The sequence below is a fragment of the Microbacterium phyllosphaerae genome, assembly GCF_050628115.1.
In the GTDB taxonomy this organism is placed as follows: Bacteria; Actinomycetota; Actinomycetes; order Actinomycetales; family Microbacteriaceae; genus Microbacterium; species Microbacterium phyllosphaerae_A.
The window spans coordinates 1,273,518-1,299,657 of sequence record NZ_CP192502.1; the positions used below are offsets into that span (position 1 = coordinate 1,273,518).

The following is a 26,140-nucleotide window of genomic DNA, read 5'->3' on the forward strand; positions in this document are numbered from 1 at the left end:
TATAGAGAGCGCGATGCGTTTTTGACCCCGCAGAGAGCCCGCGATGCGTTATCGACCCCGCATAGAGAGAGCGATGCGTTATTGGCACCGCACTGTGCGCGCGGATGACGGTCGCACCCGCACCCACCGCGGGGACTACTTCGCGAGCTGCTCGGCGATGCCCGTGTACGACGCGGGGGTCAGTGCCAGCAGGCGCTGCTTCGCCGCATCCCCGATCTCGAGTCCCTCGACGAAGGCCGCGAGGTCGGCTGCGCCCACGCGGTGTCCGCGGGTCAGCTCCTTGAGCAGAGCGTAGGGGTCGGTGATCGACGAGCGACCGGCGACGACCTCGGCGCGGATGACGGTCTGGATCGCCTCGGCGAGAACCTCCCAGTTCACGTCGAGGTCGGCGAGCAGCACGTCGCGCGACAGCGAGATCGCGTTCAGCCCACGACGCAGGTTGTCGATCGCGAGCAGCGAGTGCCCGAACGCGACGCCGATGTTGCGCTGCGTCGTCGAGTCGGTGAGGTCGCGCTGCAGGCGGCTCGTCACCAGCGTCTGCCCGAGGGATGCCAGCAGCGCACCCGAGATCTCGAGGTTCGCCTCGGCGTTCTCGAAGCGGATCGGGTTGATCTTGTGCGGCATGGTCGACGAACCGGTCGCGCCCGCGACGGGGATCTGCGCGAAGTAGCCGAGTGAGATGTAGGTCCAGATGTCGGTGGCGAGGTTGTGCAGGATCCCGCCTGCGTGACGGACGCGGTCGTACAGCTCGACCTGCCAGTCGTGCGACTCGATCTGCGTGGTCAGCAGGTTGAAGCCCAGCCCGAGGCCCTCGATGTACTCGCGAGAGATCGTGGGCCAGTCGGCGTCGGGGTCGGCCGACAGGTGCGCCGACCAGGTGCCGGTCGCGCCCGAGAACTTGGCGAGGTAGTCGGATGCCGCGATCTGGGCGCGCACGCGCTCGAGACGCCACGCGAAGACGGCGATCTCCTTGCCCATGGTCGACGGGGTGGCTGGCTGTCCGTGGGTGCGCGAGAGCATCGCGGCGTCGGCATGCTCGGCCGCAAGCTCCCGGAGCTTCGCGATCACGACGTCGAGGGCGGGGAGCCAGACCTCTTCGACCGCACGCTTCACGGTGAGCGCGTACGAGGCGGAGTTGATGTCCTCACTCGTGCAGGCGAAGTGGGTGAGCTCGGCGATCGCGTCGAGGCCGAGGGTCGACAGGCGGTCGCGCACCAGGTACTCGATGGCCTTGACGTCGTGCTGGGTGACGGCTTCCTTCTCGGCGAGCCAGTCGATCTCGGCCTGACCGAAGTCGCGGTACAGGGCGCGCAGGCGCTCCTTGTCGGCATCCGACAGTGGGCTCGTCTCGAAGAGCGAGCGGTCGGTGAGCGCGATCAGCCACTCGACCTCGACCTCGACGCGGGCGCGGTTCAGGCCCGCCTCCGAGAGGAAGTCGGCGAGACCGGTGACGGCGCCGCGGTAGCGACCGTCGAGGGGGCTCAGGGGCTGCGGCGGGAGCGAAGGCTGGAAAGTCAGGGGAGTCCTCCTGATCGGGCCCCGGGCGTGCGGGGCGTGCGGGGCTGGCGAAGAGCCGGCTCGAGCTGGCGGAACAGCCCGCGAGTCGCCGCCTCAATCATACCGAGCACCGAATCGAACATCTCGGGGCCGGCGTAGTAGGGGTCGGGCACGTCCTGGCTCGGCGCTTCCGGGTCGAACGCGAGCAGCAGGGTGACCTTGCCCTCTTCGTCTTCGTTGTGTGCCCATTCGCGGAGGATGCGCTCGTGGGTGCGGTCGAGTGCGACCACCAGGTCGTTGTCCGAGAACGAGGCGAAGGTGAACTGCTTCGCGCGGTGGAGCGAGCCGTCGTAACCGCGGCGGCTGAGGGAGTCGAGCGTGCGATGATCCGCACGTTCACCGACATGCCAGTCGCCCGTGCCGGCGCTGCGCGACACGATGCGCGAACCCAGACCCTGCCTCTCCGCGAGTTCGCGGAACACCACCTCCGCCATCGGAGAGCGGCAGATGTTCCCCGTGCACACGAAGATCACGCGGAAGGGATCCGGGGATGTCACCGTCCTATTCTGCCGGTCGCCGACCGATCGCGCGACGCCCGCGTCGTGCGCGACCGCTGCGACGGTCTCGTTCTGCACGGATGACGGTCGCGGCGAGCTGCTCACGATCCCCGCGATCACGGCGATCGTCGGACTCCACGGATCGCATGGATCACGGATGCTGAGCGCATGTACTCTTTTGCACTCGCACCCACCGGCACCGCCGACGCCGCGTGGGCCAAAGCCCAGGCGGTGGCCGCCCTCGGCTCGGCCGTCGATGCGCTCGACGATGTCCGAGCAGCACTCGCCGTCCTCGCCGCCGACACCGACTGGCACTCAGACGGAGTGCGCGCGATGCAGGAGTCGCTCGACCATCTGCGGGTGAGCACCCGTGCTGAGGCCTCCGAAACGCGCAGCCGCGAATCCGAGGTCGAGCGGGCGGAGATCTCATGACCGGGCTGACGATCGATCACGGCGGGGCCATCGCGGTCGACCCCGACGCGCTGCGAGACGTCGCTCGACGTATCGAGGGCGTCGCCTCGTGCTACGACGATGCGCGCTCCGCGCTCATGCGCGCCTATCGGGTCATCCTCGACACCCCTGGCTTCAGCGCGCAGGTCGACACTGTCGAGCTGTGGTCGTCGGGGCAGCGTGTGGCCGGCCTTCATTCGGAGTGTCAGAAGACCGCCACATCCACGCGGCTCATGGCCGACACCTATGAGTACGTCGAGCTGCGCGCCGAAGCCGAGATGCTGTCGCACACCGATCCGAGCACGGCGCAGCGACTGATGCGCCGTGCCGATCGGCTGGCGGCATCCGACGACCGCATCGCCGACATGGCCGAGAAGCTCATCATCGAGTGGCGCGCGGGGAGCTTCGAAGGGCTGGTCGGCAACATCGTGACCCCCTCCATCTACGACGACGTCTTCGGCACTGCGGCGTTGGTGGGGCTCACCTCGGGCTTCGGCAAGGTGCTCCCCGGCGAGACGCTGAAGGGCACGGCCGATCGTGTCTCGGTCGCGCCGGTGAAGACCTCGACCCCCACCGGCGCGCCGACGGACATCGCGGGCGCGCTGGGGCGTATGCCTGTCACCTCGGGGGCGCAGATCGCTGTCGAGAAGTACTCCTTCGCCGACGGCAGCACGAAGTACGTCGCCTATCTGAAGGGGACCCAGAGCGTCGGGTGGGGAGGCAAGGACCCATGGGACCTCAAGTCCAACGTCGAGCTCTACACGGAGCAGGATGCCGCCTCGTACCAGGCCACGCTCGATGCCCTGGAGGCTGCGGGAGCCCAGCCCGGTGACGAGGTCGATGTCGTCGCGCACTCACAATCCGGCATGATCACCGCGCACCTCGCGATGGAGAGCGGGTACGACGTGCAGATGCAGATCACCGCCGGGAGCCCGGTCGAGCCCACCCTCGACGATGGCCAGACGATCATCCAGCTCCGCCACACCGATGACCCCGTCCCGGCGCTCGCGGGTGGCGGTTCGCCCGAGGGCACGGGGTCGGCCGACAGCATGGTCATCTCGACTCAGGGCAACCCGGGCGACACCCCCGAGGACTGGCTCGTCGATGCTCATCACCTCGACACGTACATCGAGACTGCCGAGGCGGCTGACGCCTCGAACGATCCCCGGATCGACGCGGCGGACGAGTTCTGGAGGGAACTCGACTCGGCCGAGGTGATCGAGCGCACCGAGTATCACGCCGAGCGGGTCGGATGAACGCCCGCGAGCCCCGGAACGCCCGCGAGCCCCGGAACGCTCGCGAGTGGGTGCGAGTCAGTCGCGGCGCTGCTTCTTGCTCTGCGGGCGCAGGATGAAGCCGAAGACCCCGTTGATCAGCGAGATGATCAACGCCGCGAGAACGCCCCACCAGAAGCTGCCGACAGTGAGGCCCCAGCCGAAGCCGCTCGTGATCCAGGCGGTGAGCCACAGCAGGAAGCCGTTGATCACGAACCCGATGAGGCCCAGCGTGATGATGTACAGCGGGAACGCGACGATCTTGACGACGGTGCCGATGATCGTGTTCACGAGCGCGAAGATCGCGGCGACCGCGAGCAGGGTCAGCACCAGCTGCAGGGTCTCACCCGGCGCGAACGCCTGGATCTGCACCTGCAGGGCGGGGATCAGCGTCACGACCCAGAGGGCGAACGCGTTGACGACGACTCGGATGATGAAGCGCATAGTCAGCCCAGTCTCCCATGCGCAGTTCTCGATGTCAGTCGAGACGCTCGCGGCGGTCACCGGGCGTGCGCTCGGAACGCCTCGGCGATCTCATCGAGCGAAACCTTGCTCTGTGCGGTACTCAGCACCAGATCGAAAGCCGTACCGAGATCCATGTCGACGATGACGCCGTTCAGCTCGAGGAACGTCATGGTCATGATCCACGAGAATCGCGTGTTTCCATCGAAGAGGGGATGGTTCTGGCTCAGAGAGGACAGGAGTGAAGCGGCCTTGGTCTCGATGGTGGCGTACGCCTCGTCGCCGAACATCGAGCTCGACGGGCGGGCCAATGCCGAGGCGAGAAGACCTATGTCTCGGACGTGGAGACCCAGGTCCTCGAGGATCCCGACAGCCTGCGGGAGCTCGAGGTATCGGGTCACGCGTCTTCCAGCTTCTTGAGCAGCTCGGAGTACCGGTCTGCCACGCCGCGTGCGATCACCACGGCCTGCTCGGTCGTCACCTCTTCGCGGAGGAATCGATCAGCGGCTTCGATCAGAAGCGCGTGCTTCGATGTGTGTCGTCGCTCGGCAAGCGCAGAGGGCGGCGGAATCTAGACTCATCCTTGTGACCGATCCGATCCTGCCGCGCATCCGTCCCGCCATCGCCGCCCTCGCGCCGTACCGCCAGGGCAAGCAGGCAGGTCCCGACGCCTTCAAGCTCTCGAGCAACGAGAACCCCTTCGAACCACTGCCTTCGGTCGCCGCCGCCCTGCAGCACACGACGCCGATCAACCGTTACCCGGACGCGACCGCCGGAAGGCTCCGTGAGCGGCTCGGCGCGCGCTACGCCGTCGAGCCCGACCAGGTGCACGTCGCCGCGGGCAGCGTGTCGATCCTCCAGCAGCTGATCCTCGCAACAGTGTCGGTCGGCGATGAGGTCGTCTACGCCTGGCGCTCGTTCGAGGCCTACCCGAGTCTGCCGCTCGTCGCCGGTGGCACCGGGGTGCAGGTGCCTGTCACGGCCGACGGTCGTCACGACCTCGACGCGATGGCGGATGCCGTCACCGACCGCACCCGCGCGGTCATCCTCTGCACGCCGAACAACCCCACGGGTCCGATCATCACGAGCGACGAGTTCGCGACGTTCGTCGAGCGCGTCCCCACCGACGTCCTGATCATCCTCGACGAGGCCTACGCCGAGTTCGTCACCGCCCCCGGCGCGGTCGACGGCCTCGCGGAGCGCGTGTTCGAACGGCATCCGAACGTCGTCGTGCTGCGCACCTTCTCGAAGGCGTACGGACTCGCAGGTCTGCGCATCGGCTACGCGATCGGCCACGAGAAGGTCCTCGACGCTGCCCGCACCACCGGCATCCCGCTCTCCGTCACCTCTGCCGCCGAGAACGCCGCGATCGCGAGCCTCGACGCCGAGGGCGAACTGCTCGAGCGGGTCGCCGTGATCGTCGAGCGCCGCACGCGCCTGCTCGAGGGACTCCGGAGGCAGGGCTGGGACGTGCCCGACTCGCAGGCCAACTTCGTCTGGCTCCCCACCGGTGAGCGCACCGTCGAGGTCGCCGCGGCCTTCGTCGCTGCCGACCTGATCGTGCGTCCGTTCCCGGGCGACGGCATCCGCATCTCGGTCGGCGAAGAAGAGTCCGTGGTGCGTGTGCTCGACGTCGCCGCGAGCCTGCGCTGAGGGTCGCCAACCCGCCATTTCTCCGGGTTCCCGGCAGATGCGAGGACGTCCTAGGTATGCGTGACCGGGCATGCGTGCGGCGGTAGCGTGGCACCGTGACCTCGTCAGAGACTGAACTCGTCCGCGTCCTCGATCAGGACGGCCGCTACACGCCGAGTGCGGCTGCTGAGCAGTACCTGCCGCTGATCGAGGCGATCAGCGACGCCGAGCTCGAGCAGTTCTACCGCGACATGGTGGGCATTCGCGCGATCGACACCCAGGCGACGAACCTGCAGCGTCAGGGGCAGCTCGCCCTGTGGCCGCCGAGCCGCGGGCAGGAGGCCGCTCAGGTCGGATCCGCCCGTGCCGCCCGTGCGCAGGACACGATCTTCCCGTCGTACCGTGAGCACGCCGTGACGCGCATCCGCGGGGTCGATCCCGTCGACATCATCAAGCTCATGCGCGGTGTCTCGCACGGTGGCTGGGATCCGACGGACCCCAAGAACGGCAACACCCGCCTCTACACGCTCGTGCTCGGCTCACAGGTGCTGCACGCCACCGGCTACGCCATGGGGCTGAACTTCGACGGCCGTTCGGGAACAGGCGACGTCGACAAGGACGAAGCCGTCATCGTCTACTACGGCGACGGCGCATCGAGCCAGGGCGACGTGCACGAGGCGATGGTCTTCGCCGCCAGCTACGAGTCGCCGACCGTCTTCTTCCTGCAGAACAACCACTGGGCGATCTCGGTGCCCGTGTCGACGCAGTCGCGCGTGCCGCTCGTCGAGCGCAGCGCCGGCTACGGGATCCCCAGCGTCCGTGTCGACGGCAATGACGTGCTCGCCAGCTACGCCGTCTCGCGCGTCGCGCTCGACGAGGCTCGCAGCGGCAAGGGCCCGCGTGCCATCGAGGCAGTGACCTACCGGCTCGGGGCGCACACCACCAGCGACGACCCCACGAAGTACCGCGGGTCCGACGAGGAGCAGTCGTGGGCGCAGCGCGACCCGATCGACCGCATGCGCGCGTTCCTCGAGAACAGGGGAGCGGCCGGACAGTTCTTCGCGGACGTGGATGCCGAGGCCGCTGACGCCGCCGAAGACCTGCGCGCCCGCAGCGTCGAGCTCGGCGCGCCCACCGCCGACAAGATCTTCGACCACGTATACAGCGACCCCCACCCCCTCATCGCGGAGCAGAAGGCCTGGCACGCGCGATACGAGGCGTCGTTCGAAGGAGACAGCAAGTGATGGACTGCCTTCAGGATTCTCGGCCAGGAGCGACTTTCGCGGCCCGCGCTGCGCGCAGTGGCCGCCGAACGTGCATGGGGCCGCAGAAGTTCACGACGTCGAGGACGGTGCACGCATGACCCTCGAGACGATGCCCCTCAGCAAGGCCCTCAATTCGGGCCTGCGCCGGGCGATGGAGGACGACTCGAAGGTCCTGCTCATGGGCGAGGACATCGGCAAGCTCGGCGGTGTCTTCCGCGTCACCGAGCACCTGCAGCGCGACTTCGGCGACAAGCGCGTGCTCGACACGCCCCTGGCCGAATCCGGCATCGTGGGCACCGCGATCGGACTCGCGATGGCCGGCTTCCGCCCCGTGATCGAGATCCAGTTCGACGGGTTCGTCTTCCCGGCGTTCGACCAGATCACGACGCAGCTCGCCAAGCTCACCAACCGGCACGAGGGCAAGCTGAGCCTGCCGATCGTCATCCGCATCCCGTACGGCGGCCACATCGGCGCGGTCGAGCACCACCAGGAGAGCCCCGAGGCGTACTTCGCGCACACCCCGGGTCTGCGTGTGGTCTCGCCGTCGACGCCCAACGACGCCTACTGGATGATCCAGGAGGCCATCGCGTCGAACGACCCCGTGATCTTCATGGAGCCGAAGAGCCGCTACTGGCAGAAGGGCGAGGTCGAGCTCGACGGCTCGGCCGCTCCGCTGCACTCGTCGCGTGTCGTGCGCACGGGCTCCGACGTCACGCTCGTCGGGCACGGCGCCATGGTCACGACGCTGCTGCAGGCCGCGGCGCTCGCCGAGTCCGAGGGCACCAGCTGCGAGGTCGTCGACGTGCGATCGCTGTCGCCCATCGACTACGAGCCCATCCTGAACTCGGTGCGCAAGACCGGACGCATGGTCTACGCGCAGGAGGCGCAGGGTTTCACGAGCATCGGCAGCGAGGTGGCGGCGACCGTCATGGAGCGCGCCTTCTACGCTCTCGAAGCGCCCGTGCTGCGCGTCTCGGGCTACGACACCCCCTTCCCGCCCGCGAAGCTCGAGGGCACCTACCTCCCGGACGCCGACCGCATCCTCGAGGCCGTCGACCGTTCCCTCGCCTACTGACCTTCTGGTCGTTGAGCGAGCGCAGCGAGTCGAAACGTCGAAAGGACCGAAATGAGCACCCAGAACTTCAACCTTCCCGATGTGGGCGAAGGCCTGACCGAGGCCGAGATCGTGGCGTGGAAGGTCGCGCCCGGTGACACCGTCGCCATCAACGACGTCATCTGCGAGATCGAGACGGCCAAGTCGCTCGTGGAGCTGCCCTCGCCGCACGCCGGCGTCGTCGGCGAGCTGCTCGCCGCCGAAGGTGCGACTGTGGAGGTCGGATCCCCGATCATCACGTTCGTGACGGATGCTCGCGACGATGCCGGTCCCGGCAAGATCGCGACCGCCGAGGCACCGGCGCCCGAGGAGGGCGGCGGCTCGGTGCTCGTCGGCTACGGCACCGGCGGCGGTGCGACGTCTCGTCGCAAGCGACCCGCCGAGCGCCCGGTGCGCTCGTCGGTCGGCGTGATCGCGAAGCCCCCGATCCGCAAGCTCGCCCGCGACCTGGGTGTCGACCTGACGACCGTCACGCCGACCGGCGCAGACGGCGAGGTCACACGCGACGACGTCGTGACCCATGCCTCGCAGGCGAGTGTCTTCCGCAACATCGAGACTCCCGAGTGGGGCGCCGTGCGCGAAGAGACCGTTCCCGCTCCGCAGAGCACCCCGGCGGGCCTCGCCCGTGGAGTGACGGCAGCGCCGGCATCCGCCCCGGTGGCCGACGACCGCACCGAGTCGATCCCGGTCAAGGGTGTGCGCAAGGCCACGTCGTCGGCGATGGTGCAGAGCGCCTACTCCGCCCCGCACGTCACCGTGTGGAAGGAGATCGATGCGAGCCGCACGATGGAGCTCGTCAAGCGCCTGAAGGCGTCGCCCGACTACGCCGACATCCGCGTCTCGCCGCTGCTGATCATGGCACGCGCGGTCATCTGGGCCGCCCGCCGCACGCCGATGGTGAACGCCGCGTGGATCGAGACCGAGGGCGGAGCCGAGATCTCGGTGCGCCACTACGTGAACCTGGGCATCGCCGCGGCCACTCCGCGCGGCCTGCTCGTGCCGAACATCAAGGACGCGCAGGACCTCAGCATGAAGGAGCTCGCCCGCGCCCTGAACCGCCTCACGCTCACGGCCCGTGAGGGCAAGACGAGCCCTGCCGACCAGCAGGGCGGCACGATCACGATCACCAACATCGGTGTGTTCGGGATGGATGCCGGAACGCCGATCATCAACCCCGGCGAGGCCGGCATCGTGGCCATGGGCACGATCAGCCAGAAGCCGTGGGTCGTCGACGGCGAGGTGCGCCCCCGCTGGGTCACCACCGTCGCAGGATCCTTCGACCACCGCGTGATCGACGGCGACGGCATGAGCCGCTTCATCGCCGACGTGGCATCCGTGCTCGAGGAGCCCGCACTGCTCGTGGAGTGATATGTGAGATGACCTCTTGCCCGCTCCAACGGAGACTCGAACCATGGAGCAGGCGAGGCACGTTCGATGTCGGGTCAGATGATATCCGGGTGCACGCCGGCTCGCGTGCTGGTGCGAACGGCGCCAGCACGGACGAAGGGTCCCGCCGTGACCTGCACGGCGAGACCCCGAGGCTGATTCGCCTGGGTCAGGAGGTTGAGCTGACGCTTGTCTGCTCGGCCCCGACGCCTTCGTTGCGCGACCGATGGGCTGCTATGAGCGAAACTACCGGGCCGATGAACGGCACGAGGATGATGAACAGTGCAGTACCGATCCAACCCTTCTTGTCGTGCGACCGGGCGAGGGAGATCAACGCTGCAAGCGCCAGCAGCGAGTGCACGGTGACGAGACCTGCCCAGACGATGTCGGTGCCCACAGGAACCAGAGGATTCATGCGACCGAGCCTAACTCAGCGCCATCCGTGACTGGTGACGGTGCCGGCACCGTTGCCCGTGACGTACTGAACATTCGACGCGGTGCTCCAGCTGATGGGGCCCCACGGAGTGGGAACGCCGCGCTTGACCGAGACCTTGCACTCGGCTGTGGCCTTGCCGCCGCTGACGTACGCACCAGCCTTGGAGACCGTGATCTGTGAGTAGGGGTCGTAGTTCGCATCGACGACGCACGAATATGCGGCGACGCTGGTGGCGTTCGCGCCGGAGTAGTTATACGTCTCACGGACGGTTGTCTTCGAGATCGTGATCCCGGCGAAGAGGAAGGACTGCCATGCGCTCACGCTCCGCGTCGCAGCTCGGGCGGAGACACCCTCCGCAGGAGTAGGTGCAGTAACCGTGCGGAGTTCGAAGTCCCCGTCTCTGGGCGCTGTGGCTGAGAGCTCCGCGAATGGATCCGTCTCACCGAGCAGGTAACCGGCGAGCTGTGCCTCCTGCTCGACGGAGAGTGCGTCGAACGCAGCGATGTCGGCTGGCGCGGTGAGGTTCGCGCGAAGCTCGGACAGGGCGACCTCGCTCAGATCCGAGTCGGACGCGCTCGCGGAAGCCACCCCTCCGCCGAGGATGAGAGCGCTGACAGCCGCCCCGACGACGAGCGCCTTGAATGAACGTGAACGAACGTGAGTAGTCAAGTTGTGACCTTTCCATATGCATGGGCAGGATTGCCCTCGTCCACGGTAGGAAGGGGCGTCCTCAGCCGTATGTCGGCCTTTCGGGGGACACCGCCTCACCTTTTCGCCCGACCTGCTACTTCCTGACATTCTTTGTCGGCGGAAGGATCGACACGGCCAATGCGCTCACAACTCTCGCCTCGCCGTGACCGCTCGTGGTCTCGAACCCACGGTGCCGGTGGCGGCGTTCGATCGCCTGCCCCGCGTATGACGCTGCGACGATGAGCGCGGCGCCGAGCAGGCCTATGAGGCCGACGCTCTCCCCGGCGAGCAGGAGTCCGACCAGGAGTGCCCAGACCGGCTCGGTGCCCATGAGGATGCTCGCGCGCGTCGCAGAGGTGCGCCGCACCGCCCAGAGCTGGACCACGAACGCGAACACCGAGCACATCAGGCCGAGGAACAGGACGTTCGCCCACCCCGATCCGTCGAGTCGCATGACGGCCGCGGGCAGTTCGTCGCCCGCCACCACCGACGACGCAGCGGCGCAGACGATGAGCTGCACCAGGACGACGGCGAGCGTGCTGTCTCGGCGGTCGCGGGTGAGTCTGGCGCTCGCGGTCACGTGCAAGGCGCGCACGACCGCCGCCGCGATCACGAGGGCGTCGCCTGCGGTCGGCATCCGCAGGCCGCCGTCCGACACGAGAAGGGCGACGCCTACCACGGCCGCGACGGCGGCCACGAAGTACGAGCGCGGAAGCCACGAGCGCGCGGCGAGACTCTCGAGCACGGGGGTGAGGACGAGCGCGAGACTGATGAGCAGGCCGGCATTGGTCGCCGACGTGAGGTGGACGCCCCAGGTCTCGAGTCCGATGATGGCGGCCTGAGAGAGGCCGAGGAGGGCGGCGACGGCGAGCCCGCAACCGCGCGGCATCCGTTCCCTGCGCACCGCGCAGATCACGGCGAGAGCGACAGCCGCGACGAGGAACCGCAGTGCGACGGCGGAGGCGACGCCGGTCTCGAGGGCCAGGCTCTTGGCCGCCATGAAGCTCGCGCCCCACACCGCCGCCACGGCGACGAGCAGAACGTCGACGAGGAGATCGCGAGGAGGACGACGAGGCATGTACTCACTCTGGCGACGCTGACCATGAAGACCAAGGGGCATCTTCTTACAGTTCTCGTAAGGTTGTCCTTATGGATCCGACTCACCTCCGACTGCTCCGGGAGCTTCGCGACCGAGGCAGCGTCACGGCCGTCGCGGCCGCCCTAGGAGTCTCGGCGTCAGCGGTGTCGCAGCAGCTCGCGACTCTGCAGTCGGCGGTGGCTCTGCCGCTCACCGTGCGGCGGGGTCGAGTCCTGGTCCTGACCGCGGCGGGGGAGGCGCTCGCCGCGGCGAGCATTCGTGTCGATGAGGCATTGACTGCGGCACGCGACTCGATCGGGGCGCTCCTCGAAGCCGGCGACCGGCCGGTGCGGGTGTCGTCCTTCAACAGTGCCGGTCTCGCGCTGTTCGGACCGCTCCTCAGGCAACTCGACGGGAGTCCTGCCGTCCGCCTCGCTGATGCCGACGTCCCGCACCGAGACTTTCCCGGGCTCACCGCCGACCACGATCTCGTCATCGCCCATCGGCTCGCGCACGACGCCCCTTGGCCCGCGGATCGGGTCGTCGCGATCCCGCTCGTCGAGGAGCCACTCGACATCGCCCTTCCTGCAGATCACCGTCTCGCCGGCCGAGCGGGCATCGCCCTCGCCGACCTCCGCGACGAGGAATGGGTGTCGGTGCACGAGGGCTTCCCTCTCGCGGGTGTGCTCGACCATCTCGCGGCGCTCTCGGGGGCGCCGCTGCGGATCGCGCATCGCATCAACGAGTTCTCGGTGACGGCGGAGGTCGTGCGGGCCGGGGCGGCGATCGCCGTCATGCCTCGCGCCACCGCCACACCTCTGGCTGTGGACGGCCTCGTTCTCAGGCCGCTGTCGGATGTGGATCTGGTCCGCCACGTCGACGTGCTGGCCCGGCCGGATGCTCTGGCCTACACGGCGGTCAGGCGTGTGCTCCGAGCCCTGCAGGACGTCGCGGCGCGCGTGCAGCACGGCGCGTTCAGCTCACCGCGCTGAGGCGCCGTTCCGCCAGGAGCGGCACCGCCACCTCGCGGGCGGCCATTCGAGCCGTCGCGACGGCGCCGATCGAGACGACCTCGGCGCCGAGCGTCGAGGCGAGGATCTCGGGTGCCGGCAGGTGCAGCTCAGCCGGCACCACTTCGCGCGCGGCGGTGATGACGGGATCGACGCTCTCGGCCACCGCACCGCACACGATCACTCTCGACGGGTCGTACATGCTGCCGAGCACGCCCACGACGCGCGCGAGCGTCGCGCCTACGCGCGAGGTCGCGAGCAGCGCATCGGTGTCGCCCGAAGCCGCGGCGGTCAGCACGATCCGCGGGTCGACGCGATCGGCGGCGGCGAGGCGTCCGATCGCCGAGTCCGAGTGGATCTCGCCGCTCTCGACGCCCGCCCGCACCTGGTCCTGCAGCGCGTAGCTCAGTCCGAACGCCGAACCCACCCCGATGATGTGGTCGAACACGATGCTCTCGCCGACACCGCCATGCGCGCCGTGCAGCACGTGGCCGTCGACGACGACTCCGCCGCCGAACCGCTCGCCCGCAAGCAGCGCCACGTAGTCGCGGCAGCCGACAGCCGCACCCACCGAGCCTTCGGCGATCGCGGCGAGCTGTGCGTCGTTCTTGATCTCGACAACGGGCGCCCAATCCTCGAGCGCCTCAGCGAGGCCGGGGTTCGTGCGCTCCCAGAAGCCGTCGGGGTGCGGGGGTGAGATTCCCGCACGGTTTACAGGGGCTGCCACCCCGACACAGACCGCGAGCACAGCCGAGCGCTCGACGTCGGCTTCGTCCAGTGCCAGTTCGATCTGCCCGAGGATCGTCGCGCGGCGGTCGGCCGCGGTCTGGGTCGAGTCGAGATCGGTGCGGTGGTGCACGAGTGTCTGGTCCAGGGGGTCGGCGATCGTCACCGCGAGGTGGGTGTCGCCGGCATCCACCCCGACGACGACGCCGAGGTCGGATGCCAGCACGAAGCGCCGCGCCGGCCGCCCGGCGCGATAGCTTCCGGCGACTCGGGCGTTCGGCAGCTCGCGCAGCACGGCGGCGCTGACGAGCGTGTCGATCGCATCGATCGCTGTCGAGCGGGTCAGCGAGGTGAACGCCATCACATCGGTGGCGGTGAACTCTCCAGCCGTCCACGCGAAATCCAGGATCGTGCCGACACTGGCTCTTCCGGTGCCGAGACCTGCAGAAACTTCTGACACGGGTCTTGACCTCACTCTCGTCCAGATGAGAGAGTACCGTTCATCGAAGTAAATTCGCTCACTAGATTTAGTCCGCGGATCTACAGGACGAAAGGACAACGGTGTCTGTGAAACCTCCACGCCCGGCGCAGATCGTCGCCGGTGCGGCCGCTCTCGCCCTGGTCGGGGCCGCCCTCACCGGCTGCTCGACGGCCGGCGGAACCGAGACCATCCGCTTCACGTTCAACAAACGTGAGGCGATCGGCTTCATGACCGACCTCGTCGCGCAGTTCAACTCGTCGCAGAGCGATGTCCGCGTCGAGATCGACACCTCTGGCCCCGATGTCATCTCGGCCAGCTTCGTGCGGGGCAATCCGCCAGACCTCATCCTCGGCAACTACAACTACGAGATCGCGCGCTTCGTGCAGCGGTGCACGTTGAGCGATCTCTCCGATACGGATGCCGCGGCATCCGTGCGAGACGACCTGCAGCCGCTCATGGACCAGTACGGATCGTGCGAGGGGCGCACCAGCGCGCTGCCCTACTCGGTCATGGCGGCATCGGTGATCTACAACAAGGAGATCTTCGACGCCCAGGGGCTCGAGGTCCCGCAGACCTGGGACGAGTTGCTCGCGGTCTGCGACCAGCTGAAGGAGGCCGGGATCGACCCCTTCTACGCCACATTCAAGGACGACTGGACGGTCGGTCAGGGCTGGTACGACTACACGATCGGCGGCTCGGTCGACACGATCGACTTCTTCGACTCGATGGCCGAAGAGGGCGCCTCGGTCGGACCCGACTCGCCGGTCTCGTTCGAGCAGGACTTCGCCGAGCCGATGGATCGCATGATGCAGCTCGCGAACGACTACACGAACGAGGATGCCGCGAGCCGCGGATACGGCGACGGCAACCTCGCGTTCAGCAAGGGCGAGGCCGCGATGTACATGCAGGGCCCCTGGGCCTTCAGCGAGATCGCGAAGACCGCGCCCGACCTCGAGCTCGGCACCTTCCCGCTGCCCATGACCGACGACCCCGCCGACCTCGGCGTGCGCGTGAACATGGACCTGGGCGCGATGATCCCCGAAGGGTCGAAGCACCAGGAGGCGGCGCGGGAGTTCCTCGAGTACCTCTATCTGCCCGAGAACATCGAGGCGTACAACGAGTCGCAGCTCGGCTTCACCCCGACCAAGGATGCACCGGCTCCTGACGATCCCCGCATCGAGGGGATGATCGAGTACTACGAGAACGGGCAGATCTATCAGGGCCCCTCAGTGCTCGTGCCCAAGACGATCCCGGTGATGAACTACGCGCAGGCGATGGTGCTGGGCGCCTCGACCTCCTCGACGCTGCGCACGATGGACGCGGACTGGGCTCGCATCGCCTTCCGCGCGCCGATCCCCAAGACAGACGATGCGGCATCCGGCGAGACAGAGGAGTCCGCACCGTGAGCACCACCGCACCCGCGAATGTCACGCGGCCGAACAGCCCGACCACGGACACGACCTCGATCGTCACGGGGCAGGGCCGCACGCTCCGCCGTCGCAAGGGACGCGTCGAGCCGATCTACTACCTGTTCCTGCTGCCGACCCTCGTGATCTTCACCCTCGCGATCACCGTTCCCGCGGTCATGGGCATCTTCTTCAGCTTCACCGACTCCATCGGCATCGGCGAGTGGAGCTTCAACGGACTGACCAACTACATCGCGATGTTCAGCGATCCGGCCATCCTGCAGAGCTACCTGTTCACGTTCGGCTTCTCGATCGCCACGGTGATCGTCGTCAACGTGATCGCGTTCCTCCTCGCGGTGGGGCTGACCTCCCGCATCCGCTTCAAGACGGGCCTTCGCACGATCTTCGTGATCCCGATGGTCATCTCCGGCATCATCATCGCCTACGTCTTCAACTTCCTGTTCTCCAACTCCCTCCCGGCGGCCGGTGCGGCCACCGGCATCCCGTGGCTCGAGACGAGCCTGCTCGCCAACCCCGACCTGGCCTGGGTCGCGATCGTCATCGTGACCGCCTGGCAGGCGGTGCCCGGTGCGCTGCTGATCTACATCGCAGGTCTTCTCTCGGTGCCCAGCGAGGTCTATGAGGCCGCGAGCATCGACGGTGCGAGCAAGACCCAGCAGCTGACCCGCATCACCATCCCACTCGTCGCGGGCTACGTGGTGATCAACGTGATCCTCGGCTTCAAGGGGTTCCTCAACGCCTACGACATCATCGTCGGCCTCACCAACGGCGGACCCGGCACCTCGACCCGCAGCGTCGCGATGACGATCATCGCGGGCTTCAACGGCGGCGACTACGCCTATCAGATGGCCAACGCGACGATCTTCTTCATCGTCGCCGTGCTCATCTCCCTGCTGCAGCTCTCGCTGACCCGCGGAAGGAACGCACTCTGATGTCGACGCAGACACTCACCACCATCCCCACCTCGGGCAAGAAGCCGCGCGTACGCATGGAGCGCGTCAACTGGTCGGGCACGATCATCCTGATCCTGGCCGCCGTCACGGTGCTGCTGCCGCTGTACGTGACGATCTCGATGGCCTTCAAGACCTCCGCCCAGGCGGTCGACGGCAACGCGTTCTCGCTGCCCGCCCCGTTCAGCATCGACGGGTTCGTCGAGGCCTGGAACCTCACGAAGTTCCCGGTCGGCGCCGGCATCTCGCTGCTGGTCACGGCCGGAACGGTCATCGCGACCATCGTGCTCGCCGCCTTCGCGTCGTACGCGATCGTCCGCAACTGGGATCACCGCCTGTTCCGCTACTCGTTCTTCTACCTGCTGGCGGCGATGTTCATCCCGTTCCCGGTCGTCGCGCTGCCGCAGATCCAGCTGACGGGTCGTGTCGGTCTCGACAACCCCTTCGGCGTGATCATCCTCGCGACGATGTTCCAGTTGAGCTTCAGTGTTCTGCTCTTCACCGCGTTCCTCCGGTCGATCCCGATCGAGCTCGAAGAGAGCGCCCGCATCGACGGAGCATCCACCTGGCAGACGTTCTGGCAGCTGATCTTCCCGCTGCTGGCACCCATGAGCGCGACCGTCGGGATCTTCGCCTTCCTCTACGCGTGGAACGACTTCATGATGCCGTCGCTGATCATCTCGGACCCGGCCATGCAGACGCTCCCGGTGCGACAGAACCTCTTCCAGACCCAGTTCAGCAACAACTACAACGTGTCGTTCGCCTCGTACCTGATGGCGATGGCCCCGGCGATCCTGGCGTACCTGTTCACGCAGCGCTTCGTCATGGAGGGCGTCACGCAGGGCGCCGTCAAGGGCTGACATCTCTCACACCGCAGACCGCAACACGAAGGAGCAGTACCCCTCATGACCGATGCGCTTCTCACCGAGACCCGCGACGACACGACGGCAGCATGGTGGCGACAGGCCGCCGTGTATCAGATCTACCCCCGCAGCTTCGCGGACGCGAACGGCGACGGACTCGGTGACATCCCGGGCATCGTCTCGCGCGCCGACTATCTGCGCGACCTTGGCATCGATGCCGTGTGGCTCAGCCCGTTCTATCCGTCGGCTCTCGCTGACGGTGGATACGACGTGGCCGACTACCGCGATGTCGACCCGCGCCTGGGCACGCTCGACGACTTCGACGACATGGTCGCAGCGCTCCACGACCGTGGCATCCGCGTGGTCGTCGACATCGTGCCGAACCACTCGTCGGATCTGCACGAGTGGTTCCAGGAGGCGCTCGCCGCAGGCCGCGGTTCGGCCGCCCGTGAGCGGTACATCTTCCGCGAGGGTGCCGGCGAGGACGGCTCCGAGCCCCCGACCGACTGGACCGCCGCGTTCGGCGGGTCGGCGTGGGAGAGAGTCGAGGACGGACAGTGGTTCCTGCACAGCTTCGCCCCCGAGCAGCCCGACCTCAACTGGGATCACCCCGAGGTGCGCGAGGACTTCCTGACGACGCTGCGGTTCTGGTCGGACCGTGGGGTCGACGGCTTCCGCATCGACGTGGCGCACATGCTCACCAAAGACCTGAGTGAGCCGCTGCCGAGCACCGCCGAACTCGAACTCCTGCCGCACGACGGCAATCACCCGCTGCATGACCGTGACGACGTGCACGAGATCTACGCCGAGTGGCGTCGGGTCTTCAACGAGTACGACCCGCCGCGCACGGCAGTGGCCGAGGCGTGGGTGAGCACTCCCGAGCGCCGAGCGCGGTATGCCTCGGCCGAGGGTCTCGGTCAGGCGTTCAACTTCGACCTGCTCGTCGCCGACTTCGACGCGACGCAGTTCCGCACGATCATCACCGACAACCTGGCGCAGTCGGATGCGACCGGGTCGTCGACCACGTGGGTGCTCTCGAACCACGACGTCACCCGTCACGCGACGCGCTACGGTCTCGCTCCGCTGGCAGGCCGCACCGGGGTCAAGCAGGGTGTCGAGTGGGTCGCCGCCGGCGGCCCCGCCGAGCAGCTCGACCGTGAGGCGGGACTCCGCCGGGCGCACGCCGCGACGCTGCTGCTGCTCGGCCTGCCGGGCAGCACCTACCTCTACCAGGGCGAGGAGCTCGGCCTGCACGAGGTCGCCGAGATCGGCCCCGACCACCGCCAGGACCCGGCGTTCTTCCGTGGAGCGGAGTTCGACGGACTCGGGCGGGACGGATGCCGCGTGCCGCTGCCGTGGACGGCATCCGGTTCGTCCTTCGGCTTCGGAGCCGGCGATGCGCACCTGCCCCAGCCCGAGTGGTTCGCGGCGTACGCAGTGGACGTCGAGGACGCCGACCCGTCGTCGACGCTGTCGCTCTACCGTGAGGCGCTGCGCCTGCGACACGAGCTGCAGACGGACGAGAGCCTCGAGTGGATCGAGACCGGGCGTGCCGACGTGCTGCGCTTCGCCCGCCCGAACGGCTGGCAGATCGTGACGAACTTCGGCACCGAGCCGTTCGACCTCGGGGCGGACGCCGCAGACGTCGTGCTCGGCACGACCGTCGACCGCGCCGTGCCGAATGACTCGACCGTCTGGATCGCTCCCGGCCTGATCGGCTGAGCCGGATGGGTTGAGTCGTCCCCGGTGAGTCGTTCGCAGGACGAAAGCACGGATGCGGGACGAGAACACGGTTTCTCGTCCCGCATCCGTGCTTCGGTCCTGCAGGTGGTCGGCTGCCGCCCGGAAGCCGATTTGATAATGGTTCTCATTAGCGTTTAGAGTGAGAGCATGAAGAAGCCGCTCGTCGCCCTCGCCCTGGCATCCATCGCCGCACTCTCGCTGGCCGGATGCTCCACCACCCCCGCTGCGGGGGAGGGCGACAGCGGTACCGTCGCCGTCGTGGCGAGCACCAACGTCTACGGCTCGCTCGCGGCCCAGATCGGTGGCGATCGCGTCGACGTGACCTCGATCATCACCTCGGCGACGCAGGACCCGCACTCGTACGAGGCTTCGGCGCGCGACCGTCTCTCGGTGCAGAAGGCCGACCTCGTGATCGAGAACGGCGGCGGCTACGACGCGTTCATCGACACGCTGCTGCAGGATGCCGGCGACCCGCACCTGGTGACGGCCGTCGAGTTCTCGCACGACTTCCCCGGCAACGAGGGTCACTCCGACGAGGCAGAAGGCGCGACCGAGCAGGACCACGACCACGACCACGCCGAAGGCGAAGAGGGTCACGAGGGCCACGACCACATCGAGGGCTTCAACGAGCATGTCTGGTTCGACCCGCACACGATGATCCATGTCGTCGAGGCCATCGCCGAGGAGCTCGCCGAGCTCGACCCCGACGGCGAGGCGGACTTCACCGCGAACGCCGAGGAGATCGTCGCCGACCTCGAGGGCTTCGAGGCCGATCTCGAGACGCTCAGGACGGATGCCGCCGGTGCGAACGTGATCATCACCGAACCGGTGCCCGGCTACCTCGCCGAGGCCGCCGGATTGACCGACGTCACGCCCGAGGGCTTCGCCGAATCGGTCGAGGAGGGCAGCGATGTCGCCCCCGCCACCCTGCTCGCCACCCTCAACGTCATCGAAGCCGGAGACGTACGCGCCGTGCTCACGAATGCCCAGACCGGCGGAGCCGAGACGCAGCGCGTCGAGGATGCTGCAACGGATGCCGGCATCCCGGTCGTCGCCTTCACGGAGCTGCTCCCCGAAGGATCGTCGTACTCTGAGTGGATGAGTGACGCGATCCAGAGCCTCGCCGACGCATTGCAGTCGTGAGCGCCGCCGCCGACGCGCGGGCAGGAGCCGAGAAGTCGAGCCCGGTGCTCGAGGTGCGGGGAGCCGCCCTCCAGCGCGGTGACCGGGAACTGTGGTCGGGCCTCGACCTCACGGTCGAGCCCGGCGAGTTCATCGCCGTGCTCGGCCCGTCGGGTTCGGGCAAGACCACGCTGCTGCGCAGCATCCTGGGCCTGCAGCCGCTGTCGGCCGGCGAGATCACCGTCGCGGGCGGGCCCGTGCGCAAGGGCAACCCGCGCATCGGCTACATCCCGCAGCAGCGCTCACTCGCCCCGGACACGAGCATGCGGGCCCGCGATCTCGTCGCGCTCGGGGTGCAGGGCAGCCGCTTCGGCTTCCCGATCCCGCATCGCGGCGACAGGGCCAAGGTCGACCAGCTGCTCGCCTCGGTCGGGGCCTCGCACTATGCCGACCGTCGGGTCGGACTGCTCTCGGGCGGCGAGCAGCAGCGGCTGCGTGTGGGCCAGGCCCTGGCCGACGAGCCCAGCCTGCTGCTGTGCGACGAGCCGCTGTCCAACCTCGACCTCGCGAACCAGGTCGCCGTCACCGATATCATCGACCGTCAGCGTCGCGATCGTGGCGCGGCCGTGCTCTTCGTGACACACGACATCAATCCGATCCTGGGTCGCGTCGACCGCATCCTCTACATCGCCGGCGGTCGCTTCGTGCTCGGCACCCCTGAAGAGGTGCTGCAGACACGAGTCCTGACCGAGCTCTACGGAACCCCGGTCTTCGTGCTGCGAGCCGGTGACCGGCTGGTCGTCGTCGGGGTGCCGGATGCCGAACCCCACCACCTGCACGACCACGATCACGACCATGGAGGTGCCGCATGAACGTCATGACCGGCATCGTCCAGACTGTCGACTGGAGCGACGTCTTCTCGTTCCAGGACTACGGCGAGCTCGTCGCCCTGCTCGCCAACTCGATCATCGCGGGCGCGGTGCTCGGCATCGTCGGCGGACTCATCGGCGTCTTCGTGATGCAGCGCGACCTCGCATTCGCGGTGCACGGAGTCAGCGAGCTGTCGTTCGCCGGTGCCGCCGCGGCGCTGCTGTTCGGCGGGAGCGTGGTGGTCGGATCGCTCGGCGGTGCTCTGGTCGCGGCGATCCTGATCGGCATCCTCGGATCCAAGGCACGCGACCGCAACTCGATCGTCGGCGTGCTCATGCCGTTCGGCCTGGGCCTCGGCATCCTGTTCCTGTCGCTCTACGACGGGCGCAGCGCCAACCGCTTCAGCCTGCTCACCGGGCAGATCGTCTCTGTCTCGAGCCCCGACCTCGGCTGGCTGCTCGGCATCAGCATCGTCGTGCTGCTCGGACTGCTGCTCATGTGGAACCCGCTGCGCTTCGACTCGCTCGACCCCGAGTCGGCCGCCGCCCGCGGCGTGCCCACGCGCGCGGTGAGCCTGCTGTTCATGGTGCTGCTCGGTCTGATCGTCGCGGTCAGCGTGCACATCATCGGGGCGTTGCTCGTCATGGCCCTGCTCGTGACACCCGCCGCCGCAGCGATGCGCATCACCGCGGGGCCCGTGGCCGTGCCGCTGCTCGCGGCGCTGTTCGGCTTCGTGTCGGCCGTCGGCGGCATCCTGCTCGCACTCGCCGGCACTCTGCCGGTGAGTCCGTACATCACCACCCTGTCGTTCACGATCTACGTCGTGTGCTGGATCGTCCAGCGCGCCCGCGGCGGTGTGCGCCGCGTGCGGGCCTGACGGTTGCGTTCGAATCGCGCACTTTGCAAGAAATCGGTCCCCGGATCTGCCAGGTGCGCGATTCGAAGGCCGCCTGACGTTCCCAGGGCCCGGCAAGGGCGGCGCGCCTAGAATCGTCGGTATGGCTCAGCGGAACACCTGGCAGCGCGATCGCGTGCGCGAAGCCCTCGCCGACGCGCGCGGGTTCGTCAGTGCGCAGAACCTGCACGCCTCCCTGCGCGACGACAACACCGGCATCGGATTGGCGACCGTCTACCGAGCGCTCGCCGGACTCGCAGCCGCAGGCGACGCCGATTCGCTGCAGAGCCCCGAGGGCGAGGCGCTCTACCGTGCCTGCACCACCCAGGGCCACCACCACCATCTGATCTGCCGCAACTGCGGGCTCACGGTCGAGATCGAGGCCACCGACGTCGAGCAGTGGGCGCATCGCACCGCAGCTCTGCACGGATTCACGGATGCCGCGCACGTCGTCGACATCTTCGGCCTGTGCGCCTCCTGCACCAACAAGCGCGACGCCGAAGAGGCAGCGAACGCGTGAGCGCCCAGACCGCCACGCGGATGCCGCATTCGCACCGCCCCACGCGATCCCCGCGCTCGCCGTGGATCGGGGTCGCGCTCGGCGCCGTGATCGTGGCGGCCCTGTTCCTGGTCGACCGGTTCCTGCCGACCCTGTTCACCGCCAGTCTCCCTGACAGAGCGCAGGACGGCCTGACGCTCGCGTTGAGCGTGCTGATCGAGGCGCTGCCGTTCGTGATCCTCGGCGTGCTGCTCTCCATCGTCGTGCAGGTGTGGCTGCCCGCCGACGTCATCCACCGCTGGCTGCCGAAGCGTGCCTGGGCGCGTCGCGCCGTGCTGTCGCTGCTGGGCATGCTGATCCCGGTGTGCGAGTGCGGCAACGTGCCCTTCGCCCGCGGTCTGATGATGCGCGGACTCGCCCCCGCCGAGGCGCTCACCTTCTTGATCGCCGCTCCGATCGTCAATCCGATCGTCATTCTCACCACGCACGCGGCTTTCGGCTTCGACGACGGCATCCTGGTCGCCCGCCTGATCGGCGGCTACCTGATCGCGAACCTGATCGGCTGGATCTACAGCCGTCACCCCTCGCCCGACTCGCTGCTCACGCAGCGTTTCATCGACACGTGCGACCGCGTCACCCACGAACCGGGCACCCCGGTGCGCCGCAGCCTCACGCAGTTCCTCGTCGAGCTGCGCGCGGTGATGCCGGCGCTCGTGATCGGCTCGGCGCTCGCCGGGGCCGTGCAGGTGCTCATCCCTCGCGACGTGCTGCTGGCGATCGGCTCGAACCCGGTGCTGTCGATCCTCGCGATGATGGCTCTCGCGATGACGGTCGCGATCTGCTCGAACGTCGATGCGTTCTTCGCGCTGTCGTTCGCCTCGACCTTCTCCTCCGGCGCGCTCGTGGCGTTCCTGCTCGTCGGGCCGCTGGTCGACGTCAAGATGCTCGCGCTCATGCGTACGACCTTCACCACCCGCACGCTCGTCGGCATCGTGGGCGTCGTGCTGTTCGCTGCTTTCGCCATCGGGATCGGGGTGAACGTCTTTGTCTGAGCACACGCACACGCACACGCACACGCACACACACGCAGATCACGAGCCCTCGCGCGCCCGCGCTCTCGGCTCGCGCTGGCTCGGCATCGGCCTCGCCACCGTCATCTCGGTGGTCACTCTCGGACTCGGCCTCACCGGCCGACTGAACCTCTACATCAGCCCCGAGTCGGTGTGGTTCGCGTGCGGTGCGGCCGTCGTGACGCTCGCGGGCGCCGTCTGGTCGTGCACGCTGCCGCTCGGTGAAGAGGGCGATCACGGACACGACCACGGCGACGCCCACGATGCGGATGCACCGGCCGCGCCGCGACGCAGCCTCGCCGTCGTCGGCACGGTGACGGGCGGGGTCATCGCCTCGGGTGTCGTCGTCGCAGCTCTCGTGCTTCCGCCGGCATCGCTGTCGGTCGAGCTCGCGATGTCCCGGGTCGGCGAGCAGACCGCGCTGTTCGCAGGCGCCGACGACGTGACCCTCGGCGTCGCCGACACCTCGACCTTCGGTGTGGGCGACTGGGCGAGCGTGTTCGCGACGGCGACCAACACCGCCGCCTACGACGGCAAGACGGTCACGTTGACCGGATTCGTCACCCCCACGGATGCCGATGAGGTCAACCTCACGCGCTTGGTCATCACGCACTGCGTGATCGACGCGCAGCCGGCGACCCTGCCTGTGACGATCGACGCGGGCGAGTTCGACACCGGCCAGTGGGTCGAGGTCGAAGGCACGATCAAGGCGGATGCCGACGGATCGCTGCACGTCGAGCCGAATTCGGTCACGCCGATCGACGAGCCGCAGGACCCGTATGAGTATTGACGACGAGCGTCCCGACGTGCCGGCGGCGCCTCGCACGCGTGCCGAGATGCGCGCCGCCCGAGAGGCCGAGGCTGCCGCTGCGGCTCCCTCGTCGAATGAGGCCGGCGGAGCCGACCCCGACGAGACGTCTTCCGCTGCGGAGCCGCGTCTCGACTCGCCTGCGGCTCGCTCGATGACCGGTGGCGGGACTGCGGCAGCTCCCTCGTCGAACGAGGCCGGCGGAGCCGACCGAGACGACAGGCGCCCCGCGGCTCGCCCGAAGGGCGATGAGCGGCCGACGCGTTCGACCTTCGTGCCCCCGGATGCCGATTCGACGACCACGTTCGCGGCTCGCTCCTCGACCGACTACGTGCCCCCCGCTCCCTCTGCGACCGATGACGCGTCCCCCGCATCCGAGAAGCGGAAGCCCGCCAAGACGCCGAAGCCGGCGAAGGAGCCGAAGCCCGAGAAAGAGCCGAAGCCCGCGAAGGGGCGGGCGGCCCCGCGCGACCGCCGATTCCTCCTGGCTCTCGGCGCCGTGCTCGGCATTCTCGTGCTGGTCGGCGCGGGACTCGGCGCCGTCAGCCTGACTCAGGGGCCGCGGATCACCGAGGTGCAGGTGAACCCGACCGAAGCGATCGAGACCTCAGGCAGTCGCGTCATCCTCACGGCGAACCAGTCGCTCGCGACGATCGACGAATCACAGGTGACGGTCGAGCCCGCAGTGCCGTTCACGCTCGACGCGGCCGGCCGCGGCATCGGCATCCGCTTCACCGTGCCGCTCGACGACGACACCGACTACACCGTGAGCATCGCCGACGCGGTGGGCGCAGGAGGCGGACCGGCCGCGACCCTCACGACGACCTTCTCGACTCCCGCGTCGAACATCTTCCTGCTGCGCCGCGACGTCGAAGGCAAGGACACGATCTTCCGCACCGATCTCTCGGGCGAGAAGGCCGTGCCGGTGTTCACCGCCGACAGCATCAACGACTTCCGGGCGACGTCGTCGCAGCTCGTCGTCTCGCTCGAGGAGGACGAAGGTTCGAAGCTGCTCGTGATGGACCGCGAGGGCGGGAATCAGCGCGAGCTGAAGCTTCCCGGTGTCGGCTACGTCGGCGCGATCCAGGTGTCCGACCGCGGCGGACTGGTCGGCTACAGCTACTCCGACAAGGAGCTCAGCGACACCGAGGGTCGTGCGAGCGTGCTGGTCACCCAGTCGCTCAGCGGCGACGACGAGCCCGTGATCACCGAGGTCGGCGACAAAGAGGCGAACATCTTCGTCTGGCAGTTCGTGCCCGACACCGCCGCCGTTCTCTTCATCGACTTCGACGGCGCGCTGTCGCTGGTCGACCGCTCGACGGACGACGGTGTGCAGTCGCTCGGGCTCGCGACGACGATCCAGGGCATCTCCCGTGGCACGTACACGGCGATCGTCGAGAGGCTCGACGGCTCGGTCGTGGAGCTGAACCTCGCCGACGGCACCGAGGTGCCGCTCGAGGCATCGGATCCCGATTACGGCACGGCGACGACGATCACGCCGTTCCCGGGAGGCACGCTGCGTCACGTCGTCGCGCGGGCGGCCGACGGCATGCCGACGGGCCAGGCGGTCGTGCGGGTCGATGACGACGGAAAGGCGACGCCCCTGGTCGAGGTCGATTCGACCGACTCGATCCTGCAGGCCTGCGCTTCACCGAGCGGGCAGTACGCCGCGGTCGTCATCGCTCCCGACCTCGCAGATAACCCTTACGACCAGATGCTGCTGCCCCTGCCGCAGAACCTCGAGACGCACCTGCTCGACCTGCGCACCGGCGACGAGATCGTGGCGCTCACGGGCTTCGACGCCTCGTGGTGTCAGACGGCTCCGCAGTTCTAGA

The 26,140-nt window shown here is 68.2% G+C and carries 26 protein-coding genes; 18 read left to right on the plus strand and 8 right to left on the minus strand.

All coding sequences use genetic code 11. The features are described 5' to 3' along the window. Window positions 1–135: 135 nt before the first annotated feature. Window positions 136–1,518 (minus strand): adenylosuccinate lyase, encoded by a 1,383-nt coding sequence (gene purB, locus ACQ4LY_RS05875; protein ID WP_431075756.1) that lies wholly within the window; start codon window positions 1,516–1,518, stop codon window positions 136–138. Continuing rightward, entirely contained in the window at window positions 1,515–1,991 is a 477-nt protein-coding gene (locus ACQ4LY_RS05880) for a low molecular weight protein-tyrosine-phosphatase (protein ID WP_431075757.1), read from the minus strand. Before ACQ4LY_RS05880 ends, purB begins: the two co-directional genes overlap by 4 nt. A gap of 231 nt (window positions 1,992–2,222) precedes the next feature. Between ACQ4LY_RS05880 and ACQ4LY_RS05885 the strand changes: the two genes are divergently transcribed. After that, window positions 2,223–2,486, plus strand: a complete 264-nt coding sequence (locus tag ACQ4LY_RS05885) for a hypothetical protein (RefSeq protein ID WP_431075081.1) — start codon at window positions 2,223–2,225, stop codon at window positions 2,484–2,486. Then, window positions 2,483–3,760, plus strand: a complete 1,278-nt coding sequence (locus ACQ4LY_RS05890; RefSeq protein ID WP_431075083.1) for a hypothetical protein — start codon at window positions 2,483–2,485, stop codon at window positions 3,758–3,760. Before ACQ4LY_RS05885 ends, ACQ4LY_RS05890 begins: the two co-directional genes overlap by 4 nt. A 57-nt stretch (window positions 3,761–3,817) precedes the next feature. Here the strand turns inward: ACQ4LY_RS05890 and ACQ4LY_RS05895 are convergent, their stop codons facing one another. Both ACQ4LY_RS05895 and ACQ4LY_RS05900 read right to left on the minus strand, forming a co-directional pair. Beyond that, entirely contained in the window at window positions 3,818–4,222 is a 405-nt protein-coding gene (locus ACQ4LY_RS05895; protein WP_056311187.1) for a phage holin family protein, read from the minus strand. Between the two features lie 56 nt (window positions 4,223–4,278). Then, on the minus strand, window positions 4,279–4,641 hold the full coding sequence (locus ACQ4LY_RS05900) for a type II toxin-antitoxin system death-on-curing family toxin (protein ID WP_431075084.1): 363 nt from the start codon (window positions 4,639–4,641) through the stop codon (window positions 4,279–4,281). A gap of 184 nt (window positions 4,642–4,825) precedes the next feature. On the opposite strand from ACQ4LY_RS05900, the gene ACQ4LY_RS05905 reads away from it, so the two are divergent. From ACQ4LY_RS05905 to ACQ4LY_RS05920, 4 genes are all read left to right on the plus strand, one after another. Then, the gene (locus tag ACQ4LY_RS05905) at window positions 4,826–5,893 is read left to right on the plus strand and encodes a histidinol-phosphate transaminase (RefSeq protein WP_431075085.1); all 1,068 of its coding nucleotides are present in this window, start codon (window positions 4,826–4,828) and stop codon (window positions 5,891–5,893) included. 95 nt (window positions 5,894–5,988) lie between these two features. Continuing rightward, window positions 5,989–7,116: a pyruvate dehydrogenase (acetyl-transferring) E1 component subunit alpha gene (gene pdhA / locus ACQ4LY_RS05910; RefSeq protein ID WP_431075086.1), complete on the plus strand. Its 1,128-nt coding sequence runs from the start codon at window positions 5,989–5,991 to the stop codon at window positions 7,114–7,116. Window positions 7,117–7,231: 115 nt separating this feature from the next. Further along, window positions 7,232–8,212, plus strand: a complete 981-nt coding sequence (locus ACQ4LY_RS05915) for an alpha-ketoacid dehydrogenase subunit beta (RefSeq protein WP_431075087.1) — start codon at window positions 7,232–7,234, stop codon at window positions 8,210–8,212. Between the two features lie 51 nt (window positions 8,213–8,263). Next, entirely contained in the window at window positions 8,264–9,619 is a 1,356-nt protein-coding gene (locus ACQ4LY_RS05920; RefSeq protein ID WP_431075089.1) for a dihydrolipoamide acetyltransferase family protein, read from the plus strand. Between the two features lie 187 nt (window positions 9,620–9,806). Here the strand turns inward: ACQ4LY_RS05920 and ACQ4LY_RS05925 are convergent, their stop codons facing one another. The 3 genes from ACQ4LY_RS05925 to ACQ4LY_RS05935 form a co-directional block, all read right to left on the minus strand. Next, complete coding sequence (locus tag ACQ4LY_RS05925) at window positions 9,807–10,052, minus strand: hypothetical protein (RefSeq protein ID WP_431075090.1); 246 nt, start codon at window positions 10,050–10,052, stop codon at window positions 9,807–9,809. A gap of 15 nt (window positions 10,053–10,067) precedes the next feature. Continuing rightward, a complete protein-coding gene (locus ACQ4LY_RS05930; protein ID WP_431075091.1) occupies window positions 10,068–10,742 on the minus strand; it encodes a hypothetical protein in 675 nt (224 codons plus the stop codon). A 115-nt stretch (window positions 10,743–10,857) separates the two neighbouring features. Next, on the minus strand, window positions 10,858–11,841 hold the full coding sequence (locus ACQ4LY_RS05935; RefSeq protein WP_431075092.1) for a DMT family transporter: 984 nt from the start codon (window positions 11,839–11,841) through the stop codon (window positions 10,858–10,860). 71 nt (window positions 11,842–11,912) lie between these two features. Here ACQ4LY_RS05935 and ACQ4LY_RS05940 point away from each other — a divergent pair, with 71 nt between their 5' ends. After that, entirely contained in the window at window positions 11,913–12,833 is a 921-nt protein-coding gene (locus ACQ4LY_RS05940; protein ID WP_431075094.1) for a LysR family transcriptional regulator, read from the plus strand. On the opposite strand, the gene ACQ4LY_RS05945 is transcribed toward ACQ4LY_RS05940, so the two are convergent. Beyond that, complete coding sequence (locus ACQ4LY_RS05945; RefSeq protein WP_431075096.1) at window positions 12,817–14,037, minus strand: ROK family protein; 1,221 nt, start codon at window positions 14,035–14,037, stop codon at window positions 12,817–12,819. The genes ACQ4LY_RS05940 and ACQ4LY_RS05945 overlap by 17 nt on opposite strands. A gap of 101 nt (window positions 14,038–14,138) precedes the next feature. Here ACQ4LY_RS05945 and ACQ4LY_RS05950 point away from each other — a divergent pair, with 101 nt between their 5' ends. The 11 genes from ACQ4LY_RS05950 (at window position 14,139) to ACQ4LY_RS06000 (ending at window position 26,139) form a co-directional block, all read left to right on the plus strand. After that, window positions 14,139–15,464, plus strand: coding sequence for an ABC transporter substrate-binding protein (locus tag ACQ4LY_RS05950; protein WP_431075097.1), 1,326 nt, complete (start codon window positions 14,139–14,141; stop codon window positions 15,462–15,464). Between the two features lie 59 nt (window positions 15,465–15,523). Next, window positions 15,524–16,417, plus strand: a complete 894-nt coding sequence (locus ACQ4LY_RS05955) for a carbohydrate ABC transporter permease (protein WP_431075758.1) — start codon at window positions 15,524–15,526, stop codon at window positions 16,415–16,417. Next, complete coding sequence (locus ACQ4LY_RS05960; RefSeq protein ID WP_431075098.1) at window positions 16,417–17,295, plus strand: carbohydrate ABC transporter permease; 879 nt, start codon at window positions 16,417–16,419, stop codon at window positions 17,293–17,295. Before ACQ4LY_RS05955 ends, ACQ4LY_RS05960 begins: the two co-directional genes overlap by 1 nt. 45 nt (window positions 17,296–17,340) lie before the next feature. Beyond that, window positions 17,341–19,020 (plus strand): glycoside hydrolase family 13 protein, encoded by a 1,680-nt coding sequence (locus tag ACQ4LY_RS05965; RefSeq protein ID WP_431075099.1) that lies wholly within the window; start codon window positions 17,341–17,343, stop codon window positions 19,018–19,020. A gap of 168 nt (window positions 19,021–19,188) precedes the next feature. Continuing rightward, entirely contained in the window at window positions 19,189–20,184 is a 996-nt protein-coding gene (locus ACQ4LY_RS05970) for a metal ABC transporter solute-binding protein, Zn/Mn family (RefSeq protein WP_431075101.1), read from the plus strand. Further along, complete coding sequence (locus tag ACQ4LY_RS05975) at window positions 20,181–21,035, plus strand: metal ABC transporter ATP-binding protein (protein WP_431075102.1); 855 nt, start codon at window positions 20,181–20,183, stop codon at window positions 21,033–21,035. Before ACQ4LY_RS05970 ends, ACQ4LY_RS05975 begins: the two co-directional genes overlap by 4 nt. 5 nt (window positions 21,036–21,040) lie before the next feature. Continuing rightward, entirely contained in the window at window positions 21,041–21,910 is an 870-nt protein-coding gene (locus tag ACQ4LY_RS05980; RefSeq protein WP_431075759.1) for a metal ABC transporter permease, read from the plus strand. Window positions 21,911–22,031: 121 nt separating this feature from the next. Further along, complete coding sequence (locus ACQ4LY_RS05985; RefSeq protein ID WP_042540517.1) at window positions 22,032–22,448, plus strand: Fur family transcriptional regulator; 417 nt, start codon at window positions 22,032–22,034, stop codon at window positions 22,446–22,448. 20 nt (window positions 22,449–22,468) lie between these two features. Beyond that, window positions 22,469–23,479 (plus strand): permease, encoded by a 1,011-nt coding sequence (locus ACQ4LY_RS05990; RefSeq protein WP_431075760.1) that lies wholly within the window; start codon window positions 22,469–22,471, stop codon window positions 23,477–23,479. After that, a complete protein-coding gene (locus tag ACQ4LY_RS05995; protein WP_431075103.1) occupies window positions 23,472–24,287 on the plus strand; it encodes a TIGR03943 family putative permease subunit in 816 nt (271 codons plus the stop codon). The genes ACQ4LY_RS05990 and ACQ4LY_RS05995 overlap by 8 nt, the downstream gene beginning before the upstream one ends. After that, the gene (locus tag ACQ4LY_RS06000) at window positions 24,277–26,139 is read left to right on the plus strand and encodes a hypothetical protein (protein ID WP_431075104.1); all 1,863 of its coding nucleotides are present in this window, start codon (window positions 24,277–24,279) and stop codon (window positions 26,137–26,139) included. The genes ACQ4LY_RS05995 and ACQ4LY_RS06000 overlap by 11 nt, the downstream gene beginning before the upstream one ends. Window position 26,140 lies beyond the last annotated feature (1 nt).